Origin of the sequence: Silicimonas algicola, from assembly GCF_003970735.1 — a bacterium.
Classification (GTDB): Bacteria; Pseudomonadota; Alphaproteobacteria; order Rhodobacterales; family Rhodobacteraceae; genus Silicimonas; species Silicimonas algicola.
The window spans coordinates 2,471,125-2,485,042 of the sequence record NZ_CP034588.1; the positions used below are offsets into that span (position 1 = coordinate 2,471,125).

General features: G+C 66.1%; 12 protein-coding genes. 5 read left to right on the forward strand and 7 right to left on the reverse strand.

What is annotated here, in order from left to right:
• Window positions 1-29: 29 nt before the first annotated feature.
• The 7 genes from guaB to EF888_RS12280 all read right to left on the reverse strand — a co-directional run bounded on the left by guaB (window position 30) and on the right by EF888_RS12280 (window position 9,644).
• Complete coding sequence (gene guaB, locus EF888_RS12250) at window positions 30-1,481, reverse strand: IMP dehydrogenase (RefSeq protein ID WP_109758320.1); 1,452 nt, start codon at window positions 1,479-1,481, stop codon at window positions 30-32.
• Window positions 1,482-1,949: 468 nt separating this feature from the next.
• The gene (locus EF888_RS12255; protein ID WP_164721675.1) at window positions 1,950-2,942 is read right to left on the reverse strand and encodes an SLAC1 family transporter; all 993 of its coding nucleotides are present in this window, start codon (window positions 2,940-2,942) and stop codon (window positions 1,950-1,952) included.
• A 69-nt stretch (window positions 2,943-3,011) separates the two neighbouring features.
• The gene (locus EF888_RS12260) at window positions 3,012-4,133 is read right to left on the reverse strand and encodes an ABC transporter ATP-binding protein (RefSeq protein WP_109758318.1); all 1,122 of its coding nucleotides are present in this window, start codon (window positions 4,131-4,133) and stop codon (window positions 3,012-3,014) included.
• 38 nt (window positions 4,134-4,171) lie between these two features.
• Entirely contained in the window at window positions 4,172-5,830 is a 1,659-nt protein-coding gene (locus EF888_RS12265) for an alpha-amylase family glycosyl hydrolase (protein WP_109758317.1), read from the reverse strand.
• Between the two features lie 11 nt (window positions 5,831-5,841).
• Window positions 5,842-6,999, reverse strand: a complete 1,158-nt coding sequence (locus EF888_RS12270) for a carbohydrate ABC transporter permease (RefSeq protein ID WP_109758316.1) — start codon at window positions 6,997-6,999, stop codon at window positions 5,842-5,844.
• A gap of 16 nt (window positions 7,000-7,015) precedes the next feature.
• Complete coding sequence (locus EF888_RS12275) at window positions 7,016-8,236, reverse strand: carbohydrate ABC transporter permease (protein ID WP_109758315.1); 1,221 nt, start codon at window positions 8,234-8,236, stop codon at window positions 7,016-7,018.
• A 139-nt stretch (window positions 8,237-8,375) separates the two neighbouring features.
• Window positions 8,376-9,644 (reverse strand): ABC transporter substrate-binding protein, encoded by a 1,269-nt coding sequence (locus EF888_RS12280; protein WP_109758540.1) that lies wholly within the window; start codon window positions 9,642-9,644, stop codon window positions 8,376-8,378.
• 193 nt (window positions 9,645-9,837) lie between these two features.
• Between EF888_RS12280 and EF888_RS12285 the strand changes: the two genes are divergently transcribed.
• The 5 genes from EF888_RS12285 (at window position 9,838) to EF888_RS12305 (ending at window position 13,908) form a co-directional block, all read left to right on the forward strand.
• A complete protein-coding gene (locus EF888_RS12285) occupies window positions 9,838-10,887 on the forward strand; it encodes a LacI family DNA-binding transcriptional regulator (protein ID WP_109758314.1) in 1,050 nt (349 codons plus the stop codon).
• Window position 10,888: 1 nt separating this feature from the next.
• Window positions 10,889-12,217, forward strand: coding sequence for a GH1 family beta-glucosidase (locus tag EF888_RS12290; RefSeq protein WP_109758313.1), 1,329 nt, complete (start codon window positions 10,889-10,891; stop codon window positions 12,215-12,217).
• Window positions 12,214-13,161 (forward strand): glucokinase, encoded by a 948-nt coding sequence (locus EF888_RS12295; protein WP_109758312.1) that lies wholly within the window; start codon window positions 12,214-12,216, stop codon window positions 13,159-13,161. The genes EF888_RS12290 and EF888_RS12295 overlap by 4 nt, the downstream gene beginning before the upstream one ends.
• 109 nt (window positions 13,162-13,270) lie before the next feature.
• Entirely contained in the window at window positions 13,271-13,546 is a 276-nt protein-coding gene (locus EF888_RS12300; RefSeq protein WP_164721676.1) for an STAS domain-containing protein, read from the forward strand.
• Window positions 13,543-13,908, forward strand: a complete 366-nt coding sequence (locus tag EF888_RS12305) for a response regulator (protein WP_109758310.1) — start codon at window positions 13,543-13,545, stop codon at window positions 13,906-13,908. Before EF888_RS12300 ends, EF888_RS12305 begins: the two co-directional genes overlap by 4 nt.
• The last annotated feature ends 10 nt before the right edge of the window (window positions 13,909-13,918 follow it).

The window sequence follows — 13,918 nt, forward strand, 5'->3', positions numbered from 1 at the left end:
AGGGAGCCGAAACCAGCCTGCCCGCGTTCTCAACCGCCCATTCTGTAGTTTGGGCTTTCGCGTGTGATCTGTACGTCGTGGACGTGACTTTCCTTGAGCCCCGCCCCGGTGATCTTCACGAATTGACAATTTTGTCGCATGTCTTCGACCGTCGCGCAACCGGTGTATCCCATCGCCGCGCGAAGTCCGCCGACCAACTGATGTATAACTGCCGCAGCAGGGCCCTTGTAAGGCACCTGACCCTCGATTCCCTCTGGCACGAGCTTGTCCGACGCCGCGTCCTTCTGGAAATACCGGTCCGCCGATCCCCGCGCCATGGCGCCGAGCGATCCCATGCCCCGGTACGACTTGAACGTCCGGCCCTGGTAGAGGATGACCTCGCCCGGGCTTTCGTCGGTGCCCGCCATCATCGAGCCCACCATCGCGCAGGATGCACCCGCCGCGATGGCCTTGGCGAAGTCGCCCGAGAACTTGATGCCCCCGTCGGCGATGACGGGCACGTCGCCTGCCTCGCCCGCGCAGTCGAGGATGGCAGTCAACTGGGGAACGCCCACGCCCGCGACCATCCGCGTCGTGCAGATCGAGCCGGGTCCGATGCCGACCTTGACCGCATCCGCGCCCGCGTCGATCAGCGCGCGGGTCGCCGCGGCGGTTGCGACGTTGCCGGCGATGATCTGGACCTCGTTCGACAGGGTCTTGGCGCGCTCGACGGCGCGCGCGACGCCCTCGGAATGGCCGTGCGCGGTGTCGATCACGATGATGTCGACGCCCGCGTCGACCAGCGCCTGGCTGCGCTCGAAGCCCGCATCGCCCACCGTGGTCGCGGCGGCGACCCGCAGGCGGCCAAGACGGTCCTTGCAGGCAATTGGGTTCAGCACGGCCTGCTCGCTGTCCTTCAGCGTCAGAAGGCCCGTGAGCTTGCCCTTGCCGTCGTGAACCAGCAGCTTCTCGATCCGCCGCGCCTTCATCAGGCTTCGCGCCTCGTCGAGATCGGCGGGTTCGGCCAGCATGGCGAGGTTGTCGGACGTCATCATCACCCTCACGGGCGTGTCGTTCGACGTCGCGAACCGCATGTCGCGGTTCGTCACGATCCCCAGCACCCGCCCCATTTCGTCGACGACGGGAAAGCCGGTGACGTTGTAACGCTCCTGAAGCGCCTTGGCGTCTGTCAGCGTCTGGTCGGGGGTCAGCGTGATCGGGTTGTACACGATGCCCGAGACGAACCGCTTCACGCGCCGCACTTCGCGCGCCTGCTCGTCGATGTCGAGGTTGCGGTGGATGACCCCCAGGCCGCCGGCCTGCGCCATCGTGATGGCCATGTGCGATTCCGTCACCGTGTCCATCGCCGAGGACAAGAGCGGGATGTTCATCGCAATGTCGCGGGTCACGCGGGTGCGGGTATCGGCCGTCGACGGCAGGACGCGCGACGCGGCCGGAACAAGCAGGACATCATCAAAGGTAAGCGCCTCGCGAATCTCCATCGGGTCTCTCCTTGGGAGGGTTCGTTTGACGCTTCCCTATTTCACGGGCCGACCGCGACAGAAACCCCCAAATCGCGGGTCCTGTCACCGAATCCGCAAAATCTTGTGGTTTGAAACGAGAACGGGCGACCCGCATGGGGCCGCCCGTTCTTCCCCCGCGGCCGCTTGCGTCGCAGGACGCACAACGACCGTCAGCTTCCCCGTCTCGATCGCAACCCCGTGGGGCGCGAGAGATCGGAGAGCATGGCGCTGGTGGCGAGATCGAAGGCGTCGGACGCGGGCGGCGCGCGCAACGGGCGCGGGCGGAACAGGGGCGTCTCGGAACAGGTCACTCGGCAACAAGGACAACGTGGCGGGAAAGCTGGGCGAATCGACGTCCGGATCTGGTTGATTTCGCGTTGACGCGCCGCAATCTCACCGACGATGACGAACATCGGCTGAGATTGGCGCGCCGCTGCCGACAAAGCCTCAGGCGATGGCCGCGTTCGTCTTCGCGGCGAGGGCCCCCGAGGCCCAAAGCTTCATCACCCTGTAGACCACCGGCAGGACGATGACCGTCGCCGCGATCAGCAGCACCCCGCCTGCAAGCCTGACGCCCGGGCTGCCGTAGGCGCCGCCGATCAGGATCGTGGCGCCCGCGAAGCTGGCCGAGGGGAAGGTGAAGGCGCTCCAGAAGCCGCTGAACCCGGCCTCGGTCAGCCAGCGCGCGCGAAGAACGAGGACCGCGGCAATGACCGACGCGAGCGCCAGCGCAACCACGGCCAGCACGAGTTGGCCGGTCAGCACAGCCGCGCTGGCGGCGAGCGAGGGCGGTGCCAATTGGATAGCGTGCAGGGGGCGCAGCGCCGCCGGCGCCTCGCCCGAGAGAAGCGGCCGGATCGTCGCTGCGAAGATCACGAGGAACGCCAGGATGCAGTACCAGATCAGGGGAACGAGGATCGTCTCCCAGATCCCCAGCCGGACCGCAGCCGCCGGGACGAGGATGAAGCCCACGAAGACGAGGTGCATGGCGGGGGTAATCGGTCCGGCCGTGTCGGTGCCTCGAAGCCTCTTCGGAAGCACCGCAAGGGCAAGGACCAGGAGACCCGCAGTCCCAACCCCGAGCGACACGATCCCTAGCGACGGCGCATAGGGCGCCAGCACGGCGCCTTCGGCCATCAGGCACATGGCGAGCGCGGCAAGGCCCGCGCGTCCCGGCAAGGTCGAGGCATCCTCGGCGGCCACACCCGGCCGCAGCGCGACCTTCCCGGCATAGGCTGCGAGCGCAAAGGCGAAGAGAAGGCTGACGGCCCCCATATAGGATTCGATCAAACCGGCGGGCGCTCCCAGGCCCCCTGCCCCGGTCCGCCAGGCAAGACCCAGCCCGAGGGCGCCCAAAAGGGCCGAGAAGATCGCAGGCGGAACGCGGCGCAGCGGTCCCACGCGGGGCGACAGTTGTGGCGGCGGCGGAAAATGAGGCACGGGACGATCCTCCTGCCACTTCTCATGCCACGCCCCCGGACCCTCCGACAGGCGGCAGGACGGCGCAGGTCAGTGCGCCTTGGTCGCGATCCGCTTGACCGGCGCATCGCGATAGAGAAGCGACTGCGAGTCGTGAAAGATGTGAACCTTCGAGGGATCGGCCGTCAGGCGCACGGTGCGGCCACGCAGATCCTTGTGGATGCCGCCCAGCTTCGCGATCACGGGGTCCGCGCCTTCGACCGGCTCGAAGTAGAGGAGCGTCACCTCGCCAAGCGCCTCGATGATCGAGACTTTCCCCTCGAACACCGCCTCGCCCGTGGTTTCCGAGAAATCCTCGGGCCTGACGCCGATGTTCACCTGCTTGCCCATGTCGTCGGCGCGCGTCGGGATGGCGGACACGGCCATGCCTCCGCCGGCGAGCCGCACCGTGGTGCGCTCGCCCGTCCCGGTGATCTCGCCCGGGAGCAGGTTCATCGACGGCGAGCCGATGAACTGGGCCACGAACTCGTTCTCGGGCCGCTCGTATAGCTCGAGAGGCGTGCCGACCTGCGCAATGCCGCCGCCGGCAAGGACGACGATGCGGGTGGCCAACGTCATCGCCTCGACCTGGTCGTGGGTGACGTAGACCATCGTCCGCTCGGGCATTGCCTCCTTCAGTTGCGCGATCTCGATCCGGGTCGCGACGCGAAGGGCGGCGTCGAGGTTCGAGAGCGGCTCGTCGAAGAGATAGACCTTGGGGTCCCGCACGATGGACCGGCCGATGGCGACCCTCTGGCGCTGGCCGCCCGACAACTCTTTTGGTAGACGGTCGAGGAGGTTGTGAAGCTGAAGCGTCTTCGCCGCCTTCTCGACGCGCTCGTCGATCTCGGCCTGGGTCTTCTTGGCGATCCGCAGCGCGAAGCTCATGTTCTCGCGCACCGTCATGTGCGGGTAAAGCGCGTAGGACTGGAACACCATCGCGATGCCGCGCTCGGAGGGCGGCACGTCGTTGACGACCTGCCCGTCGATGGTCAGCGTGCCCCCGGTGATCCGCTCGAGGCCCGCGATCATCCGCAGAAGCGTCGACTTTCCGCAGCCCGAGGGGCCGACGAAGACGATCAACTCGCCCTGCTGGATATCGAGGTCGATGTCCCGCAGCACCTGCACGTCGCCATAGGCCTTGGCCACGTCCTTCAGAACCAGTCCAGCCATGTTGTCCTCCCTCGTATCCCTTTGCGCCTTGCGGCGCCTCAGTCTCCCACCACCGCGAAAAGAGCCTGCCAAGGCGGCAGGGTCACGGCGTCTCCATCTTCCTCCGCACGGAACGGCGCCGCGCGGTCGATCCGCCAGGCGCCGTCGGGCATGGTCACGCCGCGATCCTCGTCCGACAGATTGAAGGCGCAGAAGACGCGGGCGTTGTCGTGCTCCCGAATGAACGAGATATAACTCTGGTCCGCCTCGACCGGCAGTTGCCTGCCTTTCAGAAGCGCGCGATGCGCCCGGCGGAATTCGATCATCCGGCGATAGAAGACCAGGATCGACTTTGCGTCGGCATCCTGCGTCTCGACCGCCGAATGGATGTGCTCCATCGCGACCGGCAGCCAGGGCTTGCCGTCCGAGAAGCCGCCGTTCGACAGGTCCGAGTTCCAGGGCATCGGTGTGCGGCAGCCGTCGCGGCCCTTGAACCTGGGCCAGAACCGCTTGCCGTAGGGGTCCTGCAGGTCCTCGAAGGCGATGTAGGCCTCGGTCAGGCCCAGTTCCTCGCCCTGGTAAAGGCAGACCGTGCCGCGCAAAGACAGGAGAAGCGCCATGTAGACGCGCTGCGCGGGGTCCGACAGGTTCCATCGCGAGGCGTGGCGCACGACGTCGTGGTTCGAATAGGCCCAGCAGGGCCATGAGTCGGGGCCAAGACCGACCGACTTGGCGATCGCCGCCTGCACCCGCTCGCCCGTGGGAAACTCGTTCGACAGCAGGTCGAAGTCATAGGCCATGTGCAGCTTGTCGCCGCCCGAGGTATAGGCCGCCTGGATCTCGCCGCCACGCTGCGCGTCGCCAACCTCTCCCACCGAGGTCACCGCGTCGTACTCGTTCAAAAGCAGGCGAAATTCCTTTAGGAATTCAAGGTTTTCGGGGCGGTTCTTGTCGTAGTGGTGGTCCTGGAAATTGTAGGGGTTCACCGACGGGGCGATCTTGTCCGACCGTGACGCATCCGGCAGCGGCGGGTTGTCCCGCAACTCGGCGTCGCAGAAGTAGAAATTGACCGTGTCCATGCGGAAGCCGTCGACACCCTTGTCGAGCCAGAAGCGCGTCACGTCGAGAAGGGCCTTCCTGACGTCCGGGTTGTGGAAGTTGAGGTCGGGCTGCTGGGACAGGAAGTTGTGCAGGTAGTACTGCATCCGCTGCCCGTCCCACTCCCACGCCGGGCCGCCGAAGATCGACAGCCAGTTGTTCGGCGGCGATCCGTCGGGCTTGGCGTCGGCCCACACGTACCACCCAGCCCGAGGGTTGTCGCGCGACGAGCGGCTTTCCTTGAACCAGGGGTGCTGGTCGGACGAGTGGCTGATGACGAGATCGACGATCACCCGGATGCCCAGGTCATGCGCCCTTTCGACCAGCGCGTCGAAGTCTCCGATCGAGCCGAACATCGGGTCGACGTCGCGGTAGTTCGACACGTCGTAGCCGAAGTCGAGCATGGGCGAGGTATAGAACGGCGACAGCCAGATGGCATCGACGCCAAGCGATGCGACGTGCGGCAGGCGGTGGATGATGCCCGACAGATCGCCGATGCCGTCGGCGTTCGAATCCTGGAAGGACCGCGGATAGATCTGATAGATCACCGCGCCACGCCACCAGTCGGGGTCGGAGATGATGGCGGAGTCCGAGGCGACGGTAGGATCCAGGAAACTCATTCAGACGTGGCTCACTTTACGGACCCGGCCAGAAGGCCGCGGACGAGGTAGCGTTGCATCGCGAAGAAGACGACCAGCGGAACGGCGATCGACACGAAGGCGGCGGTGGCGAGGATCTCCCAGTTGCCGCCCCGGGTGCCCAGAAGCTCGACGATCTGGTTCGTCATCACGGTCGTCTCGCCGGTGGCGTCGATCAGGAAGACCTTGGCGACGAGCAGGTCGTTCCAGGTCCAGAGGAACTGGAAGATGGCGAAGGAGGCTAGCGCAGGAAACGACAGCGGCAGGATGATCCGGGTGAAGATCTGGAAGTCCGTGGCGCCGTCGACCTTGGCATTCTCGATGATGTCTCGCGGCAGGCCGACCATGTAGTTTCGCAACAGATAGATCGCGAGCGGCAGGCCGAAGCCCGTGTGCGCCAGCCAGACGCCTAGGTAGCCCTTCCCGATCCCGATGCCGAGGTGCAGCTTCAGAAGCGGGATCAGCGCCAGTTGCAGTGGCACCACCAGCAGGCCCACGACGCAGGCGATCAGAACTGCGCGTCCGGGGAAATCCATCCAGGCCAGCGCATAGGCGGCGAAGGCGGCGATGACGATCGGGATGATGGTCGCCGGAACCGTGACCGTCAGCGTGTTGAAGAAGGCCTTCGCCATCGAGTCGGTCGAGTTGCCCGAGAAGAGCACCTGCCGGTAGTTGGCGAGCGTGAAGTCCGGCGGCACCTCGGCGGTGACGAAGACGCGCTGGCCGCGGCCTCCGGGTTCCTCGACCGAGGTATAGCGATAGCTGCCGTCCTCGTTCACCGTCAGGGTCTCTTCCCCGAACTCGGCAGTCTCGCCCGGACCGAAGGCCGAGACGTCGCGGGAAGAGACGCCGAAACTTTCCACGCTGACGTCACCCTTGGGTGCCGCGGGATCGTCGACGAAGAGGTTGCCCTCGACGATCCAGACGCCGCCCTCCTGCCGCGCCACGTCGGCGCCGCCGGTTCGGACCTGCACGGTCTGCTCGGCGGGGAAGAGCGAGGCCCACCAGCCCGACGCCGATATCTGGTCGGCCGTCCGGAAGGACGACACCAGAAGCCCCACGGTTGGGAAGAGCCACAGCATGACGAGTAGCGCCACCGAGATGTGGACGGCCCAGGTCAGGCCCGATTTCCTGCCGACGACGTTATCCATGTCCCTGCCCTCTCCCTCAGCGCATTTCCTTGCGCGCGTTCCACACGTTCCAGACCAGGATCGGCGAGACGAGCAGCATGATGATGATGGCCGACGCCGACCCCACACCCCAGTCGTTGGCGCGGAAAAGCTTGTCGAACATGTAGTTCGCCAGCACCTGCGTCTCCCACTGGCCGTTCGTCATGGCGTAGACGATGTCGAAGACCTTCAGCACGACGAGCGTGATGGTGGTCCAGACGACGACGATGGTCGGCATGATCTGCGGCACCTTGATCTTGAAGAAGACCTGCAAGGGGCTCGCGCCGTCGACGATGGCGGCCTCGACCGTCTCCTCGGGGATGCCGCGAAGCGCCGCCGAGAGGATGACCATGGCAAAGCCGGTCTGGATCCACACGAGGACGACCATCAGGAAGAAGTTGTTGTAGAAGGGGATCGTCAGCCAGGTCTGCGGTTGTCCGTAAGGCAGGTCCGCCCCGATGATGTTCACGATGGCGCCGAGCGACAGGATGACGAGCCAGGCCGCGAAGGCCGCGCCGATCCCGCGAAGGATCCACATCGGCACCGTGGGTCGCCGCAACGGGCGAAGCATCAGCCATGCGAGCCAGCCTGCGAGTGCTGCGAAGGCGAGAAGCGCCAGCGCCGGCAGAAGCTTGAGCGCGAGGAACGAGCCCACGCCACCCTCGAACTGAAGCCAGACCGCATTCAGGATGCCGATCTGCTCCTGCCCCTCCGCGCGGGTGTCGTAGATCAGCTTGAAGATGACGGCCGCGCCGACGAAGGAGATCGCCATCGGCATGAAGATCAGGGACTTCGCGATGCTGCCCCAGCCGATCCGGTCGGTGAGCTGCGCCGAGAGAAGTCCGAAGGCGGTCGACGCGGCGGGCACCACGATGAGCCACAGCATGTTGTTGCGCATGGCTTCCCAGAACTTCGGCTCGCCGAACATCTGCTGGTAGTTGGCAAGCCCGATGAAGGCGCCGCCGGCGTCACGGTCGGTGAGCGACAGGCGCAGCGTCTCGACGACCGGGTAGCCCAAATAGAGACCCAGGGCGAAGATCGCAGGGAAGAGGAAGAGCCAGGGCCGGATCTGGTTGGCTCGGTTGATGTTGCGCCCGGCGTTCGGTCCGCTCGCGGGGAACAGCACCTTGTCGAGGAAAAGGTTCGAGAAATAGAAGTAGGCGAGGCATCCGCCCACACCGACCACGACGGTCACAAGCCCCAGAAGTGCGGCGTCCATCGGCGTCCCTCCCTGTCCGTCCTTGCGAAGTTTCGCATGCGAAACCAGTTAATTAGCTGGCGCGCTTGATTCAGAAATCGTTAAGGGCACTGGGCGGTGCGGAGCCGCGCCGGATAAGCGCGGCTCCGAAGGTCTTCGATTATTTCAGCGAGTCCCAGCTATCCTGGATCGCCCCGGCCACCTCGGCCGCGTCCTTGCCGCCGGCATAGTCGACCATGCCGGTCCAGAACGAACCCGCACCCACACCGCCCGGCATCAGGTCAGACCCGTCGAAGCGGAAGGTCGTCGCGCCCAGAAGGATGTCGTTCATCTTCCGCAGCGTCGGATCGCCGAAGGTCTCGAGGTTGACGCCCTTGTGCGGAGTCAGGAAGCCCTTGCGCGCCATCCAGATCTCATGCGCCTCGGGGGTCTGGAGATAGGCGATCAACTCGTGCGCCGCCTCGTTCTCGTTGGTGATGGCCCAGACCGTTCCCGCGCCGAGGACGGGTGTTCCGAGATCCTTGTCGGCGTAGGCCGGCAGGTAGAAGAAGTCGGCATCCTCGCCCACCACGGTGCCTTCGGGGAAGAAGGCCGGGATGAACGACGCCTGGCGGTGCAGGTAGCACTGTGGCGGGCTGTCGAAGAGGCCCTTCGGCGCGTCGCGGAAATCGGTCGAGGCGACCGCGCCGGATCCGCCGGCGACATAGTCGTCATTGCGGGCGAAATAGCCAAATTCCTCGATCGCGCCGACGACGGCCGGATCGTCGAAGGGGATCTCATTCGTCACCCACTGGTCATAGACCTCGGGCGGCTGGGTGCGCAGCATCATATCCTCGACCCAGTCGGTCGCCGGCCAGCCCGTGGCTCCGCCCGATCCCAGACCGATGCACCAGGGCGTCTCGCCGTCGGCGACGATCTGGTCGGTCAGGGCCTTCAGCTCTTCCATCGTTTCGGGGACTTCATAGCCGGCGTCCTCGAAGTTCTCGGGGACGTACCAGACCAGCGATTTCACATCGACCTTGTAGAAGAAGCCGTAGAGGTCTTCTTCGCCGTCCGGTCCGGCATAGGTGCCGAGATCGACCCAGGACTGGCCGGCGGCGTAATTTTCATTGATCCATTCGGCTGTTCCGTCGCGGAGAGGCGTCAGGAAGCCGCGCCGGGCCATGTCGGCGGCCAGACCGGGCTGCGGGAACACGGCGACGTTCGGGGCGGAGCCCGCCTCGGCGTCGACCATGATCTGCTGCTCGAAGCTGTCCGATCCGACGTAGCGCACGTCATGGCCAGACTTCTCGGCGAAATCCGCAAGAACGGCCTCGGCGTTTTCCTGGTCTGGTCCGAGCCAGGGTCCGAAGACCGTGATCTGTTCCGCGCTCGCGGCGCCCGCGCTCAGCGCGGCAAGGGCCACGCCAAGGGTGAGTTTCGTCTTCATGATATCCTCCCAAATACGGGCAGACGCCCGCGTCTTCATACTTCCTTCGCGCTTCGTTGCGTCCAAAGCGCTTTGAATGACGTGAGGCTTTCACCGAATCCCATGTGCTGTCAATCCGGGGACGCGGGACCCGCGCTTTGACAAGAGCCGACCACATCCTATTGTGTGCGCGTCCTAAAACGCGACCGCCGCCATGAACCTCAAGGAACTCTCCGCCATCCTCGGCCTCTCGCCGACGACGGTCAGCCGGGCGCTGAACGGCTATCCCGAGGTCAGCGAGGCCACGCGGAGGCGCGTGCTGGCGGAGGCCAAGCGGCAGAACTACCACCCCGACACGCGCGCGAAGAGGCTGGCGACCGGCCGGGCCATGACCATCGGGCACATCCTGCCTGTCTCGAAGGAGCACGAGATGGTCAACCCGATCTTCGCCGACTTCCTGGCCGGCGCGGGCGAGGTCTATGCCGGAGCGGGGTACGACCTGTCGCTCGCGGTGGTGCGGGACGAGGACGAGGCGGAGGCCTACCGCGACCTCGCCCGGCGCGGCACGGTGGACGGCGTGGTGCTGCACGGGCCGAAGCTGGACGACCCGCGCATCCCGCTGCTGCGCGAGTTGGGGTTGCCCTTCGTGGTCCATGGCCGGTCGACGGACGCCGAGGGCGACTACAACTGGGTCGACGTCGACAACCGGCGCGCCTTCGCGCGGGCGGCGCGGCATCTTCTCGACCTCGGGCACCGCCGGATCGCGCTGATCAACGGGTTGGCCGACATGGACTTCGCCCTGCGTCGCCTCTTCGGTTTCTCCGATGCGCTCGCCGAACGCAGCCTTCCGGTGGAGGACCGCTGGACCGCGCATGGCGAGATGACCGAGACATACGGCTATGAGACGGTGCGCGGAATGCTCGAGGCTCACGATCCGCCGACCGCGTTCCTCGTCGCCTCGATCATCCCTGCACTCGGTGCGCGGCGCGCGATCCACGACATGGGCCTTCGCATCGGGGACGAGGTGTCGGTGGTGATCCACGACGACGCGCTGTCCTATTTCCGCAACGAGGGGACGCCGCCCGTCTACACCGCCGTGCGGTCGTCGGTCCGCAAGGCGGGACGGCTCTGCGCCGACCTTCTTCTGCAAAGCATAGCCGAACCGAACCGCGCTCCGGATCATATCCTTCTTGAAGCCGAGCTTTCCCTGGGGCAATCGTCAGGCCCGGCTCCTCGCCTGTTCCGCCAGAGAAAGTCCCGCTGACATGAAGGTCTCCCGTTCCGACTTCCCCGAGGATTTCCGCTTCGGGGTCGCCACCTCGAGCTACCAGATCGAGGGGCACGCCTTCGGCGGCGCGGGCCGGACGCAGTGGGACGACTTCGCCCTGACGCCCGGCAACGTGATGCGCGGCGAGAACGGGGCGACGGCCTGCGACCACTATCACCGGATAGACGCCGACCTCGACCTGATCCGCGACCTGAACGCCGACGTGTACCGCTTCTCGACAAGCTGGGCGCGCGTTTTGCCCGAGGGCACGGGCACGCCGAACGCCGAGGGCCTGGATTTCTACGACCGGCTTGTGGACGGACTTCTGGAACGCGGTCTGAAGCCCGCCGCGACGCTCTATCACTGGGAGTTGCCGGTGGCTCTTCTCGACCGCGGCGGCTGGCGGAACGGCGATATGGCTGACTGGTTCGCCGACTATACGCAGGTCATCATGGGCCGCATCGGCGACCGCGTGTGGTCCGCCGCTCCCATCAACGAGCCCTGGTGCGTGGGCTGGCTGTCGCACTTCATGGGGCTGCACGCGCCGGGCGTCCGCGACATCCGCGCCACCGCGCGCGCCATGCACCACGTCCTTCTCGCGCACGGCCGCTCGATCCAGGCGATGCGGTCGCTCGGCATGTCGAATCTGGGCGCGGTCTGCAACTTCGAATGGGCCGAGCCGATCGACCGGACCGAGGCGGCTGCCAAGGCTGCCGCGCGCTATGACGCGATCTACAACCGTTTCTTCTGCGGCGGGCTCTTCAAGGGCGAGTATCCCGCCGAGGCGCTGGAAGGGCTGGAGCCGCACCTGCCGCAAGGCTGGCAGGACGACTTTCCGACGATCCGCGAGCCCGTCGACTGGTTCGGGGTCAATTACTACACCCGCAAGCTTCTTGCGCCGACGGACGGTCCCTGGCCGTCCTATGCCGAGCACGCCGGCGAGCTTCCCAAGACCACAATGGGGTGGGAGGTCTATCCCGAAGGTCTCTACAACATTCTGAAGCGCACCCACGAGGAATACACCAAGGGCCTGCCCATCTTCGTGACCGAGAACGGCATGTCGGCAAGCGACACCCTGGCAGCCGACGGCAGCGTGCCGGATCCGCACCGCATCGATTACATCGAGCGCCACATGACGCGGGTCCGCGACCTGATCGCCGAGGGCGTGCCGGTCGCGGGCTATTACGTCTGGTCGCTCATGGACAACTTCGAGTGGTCGCTCGGATACGAAAAGCGCTTCGGCCTCGTCCACGTCGACTTCGACACGCTGGAGAGAACGCCCAAGGCATCCTACCTTGCCCTGAAAGAGGCATTCGCACGCGCATGACACATGACTCCGACAGGCTTTCGCTGGTCGCCGACGTCGGCGGCACGAACACCCGCGTGGCGCTCGCCGAGGGCTCGCGTCTTCTGACGGACAGCCTCCGGCGGTTCCGCAACGCGGATCATCCCAGTCTCGAAGACGTGCTGTCGGTCTACGTCGCAGACGAATCCGTCGACTGCGCTGCCGCCGCCGTCGCGGTTGCAGGCCCCGTTCGCGACGGCGAGGGACAGCTGACCAACCTCGACTGGTCGATCGACACGGCCATGCTCGCCCGCGTGACGCGCGCCGAACGGCTCGCCGTCCTGAACGACCTGCAGGCCCAGGCCCATGCCCTTGGCCACATCGCGCCCGACAAGCTGCGCACGGTCATCCCCGCGCGCGAAGGACAGTCCGGGTCGACGCGCCTCGTGGTCGGCGTCGGCACCGGCTTCAACGCCGCCGTCGCGCTTGAAACGCCGGGGGGACGGATTGTGCCCCCCGCCGAATGCGGCCATGTCACCATGCCCGTCCGCACGGCCGAGGCCCTGGGCCTCGCCGAGTTCGTCGACGACCGTCACGGCTTCGCCTCGGTCGAGGACGTGCTGTCGGGACGCGGCCTCGAAAACATCTACGCCTGGAAAGCCGGGCGAAGCCGGTCGACGGCCGAGATCCTTTCCGCCGTGGACGACGACCCTGACGCGACCCGGTCGGTCGAGTGGTTCGTGCGCCTGATGGGGGCGGTCGCGGGCGACCTGGCCCTGATCTACCTGCCCTTCGGCGGCCTGTTCCTGATCGGCGGGATGAGCCGTGCGATGACGCCCTATTTCGACCGCTTCGGTTTCGCCGAGAGCTTCTGCGACAAGGGCCGCTTCTCGGACTTCCTGGGCCAGTTTCCGGTTTCGGTGGTCGAGGACGATTTCGCGGCGCTGAGCGGCCTTGCCGCGCACCTCGCCGACAGCAGGACATAAGGCCACTCGCCCCTTCCAGAGTAACCGCATCTTAAGACGCCCCGGTCTAATCAGCACGGGCCGAAGGACGATGATCCGACGGTCTCAGGTCTGGAATCGAGGTGTTTGGATGGCGAAGCGGGTGAAGCTTGACGCTCGGCTGGATTCTGCGGCGGCCGACAGGTTGCGCGCGCAGTTGAAGGAGTCCGCGGACAGCGATCTGACGCTGGACGGCACGGCGGTCGAGATGCTGGGCGGGCTCTGCCTGGAGCTCCTTCTGTCGGCCCGGTCGCTGTGGTCGGCGCGCGCCAGGGCGTTCGCCGTCGATGCGCCCTCGGCGGCCATGATCGACGATCTGACGCGCTATGGCCTGACACCCGCAGCGCTCGCGGGAGACCCGGCATGAGCATCTCGGTCCTCGCCGTCGACGACAGCCGCACCATGCGCGACATGATCACCCTCGCGCTCGTGTCGGAAGGGTTCGAAGTCCACCTCGCCGAAGACGGGCAGCACGGGCTCGAGGTGCTCGACGACATCGAGCCCGACGTTATCATCACCGACATCAACATGCCGCGCCTCGACGGCTTCGGCTTCATCGATGCGGTCCGCGCGCGCGACGACGCGCGCACGATCCCCATCCTCGTGTTGACGACGGAAAGCTCGACCGACCTCAAGACGCGCGCCCGGAATGCCGGCGCCACCGGCTGGATCGTCAAACCCTTCGCGCAGGACAAGCTGGTCCGCGCGCTTCGCATGGTCACAGGATAGGAGCGAGTAC

What these genes read in the sequence shown, in the direction of transcription:
- guaB (WP_109758320.1), bottom strand. Translation starts at nt 1,481, where the DNA reads ATGGAGATTCGCGAGGCGCTTACCTTTGATGATGTCCTGCTTGTTCCG.
- EF888_RS12260 (WP_109758318.1), bottom strand. Translation starts at nt 4,133, where the DNA reads ATGGCTGGACTGGTTCTGAAGGACGTGGCCAAGGCCTATGGCGACGTG.
- EF888_RS12265 (WP_109758317.1), bottom strand. Translation starts at nt 5,830, where the DNA reads ATGAGTTTCCTGGATCCTACCGTCGCCTCGGACTCCGCCATCATCTCC.
- EF888_RS12270 (WP_109758316.1), bottom strand. Translation starts at nt 6,999, where the DNA reads ATGGATAACGTCGTCGGCAGGAAATCGGGCCTGACCTGGGCCGTCCAC.
- EF888_RS12275 (WP_109758315.1), bottom strand. Translation starts at nt 8,236, where the DNA reads ATGGACGCCGCACTTCTGGGGCTTGTGACCGTCGTGGTCGGTGTGGGC.
- EF888_RS12280 (WP_109758540.1), bottom strand. Translation starts at nt 9,644, where the DNA reads ATGAAGACGAAACTCACCCTTGGCGTGGCCCTTGCCGCGCTGAGCGCG.
- EF888_RS12285 (WP_109758314.1), top strand. Translation starts at nt 9,838, where the DNA reads ATGAACCTCAAGGAACTCTCCGCCATCCTCGGCCTCTCGCCGACGACG.
- EF888_RS12290 (WP_109758313.1), top strand. Translation starts at nt 10,889, where the DNA reads ATGAAGGTCTCCCGTTCCGACTTCCCCGAGGATTTCCGCTTCGGGGTC.
- EF888_RS12295 (WP_109758312.1), top strand. Translation starts at nt 12,214, where the DNA reads ATGACACATGACTCCGACAGGCTTTCGCTGGTCGCCGACGTCGGCGGC.
- EF888_RS12300 (WP_164721676.1), top strand. Translation starts at nt 13,271, where the DNA reads ATGGCGAAGCGGGTGAAGCTTGACGCTCGGCTGGATTCTGCGGCGGCC.
- EF888_RS12305 (WP_109758310.1), top strand. Translation starts at nt 13,543, where the DNA reads ATGAGCATCTCGGTCCTCGCCGTCGACGACAGCCGCACCATGCGCGAC.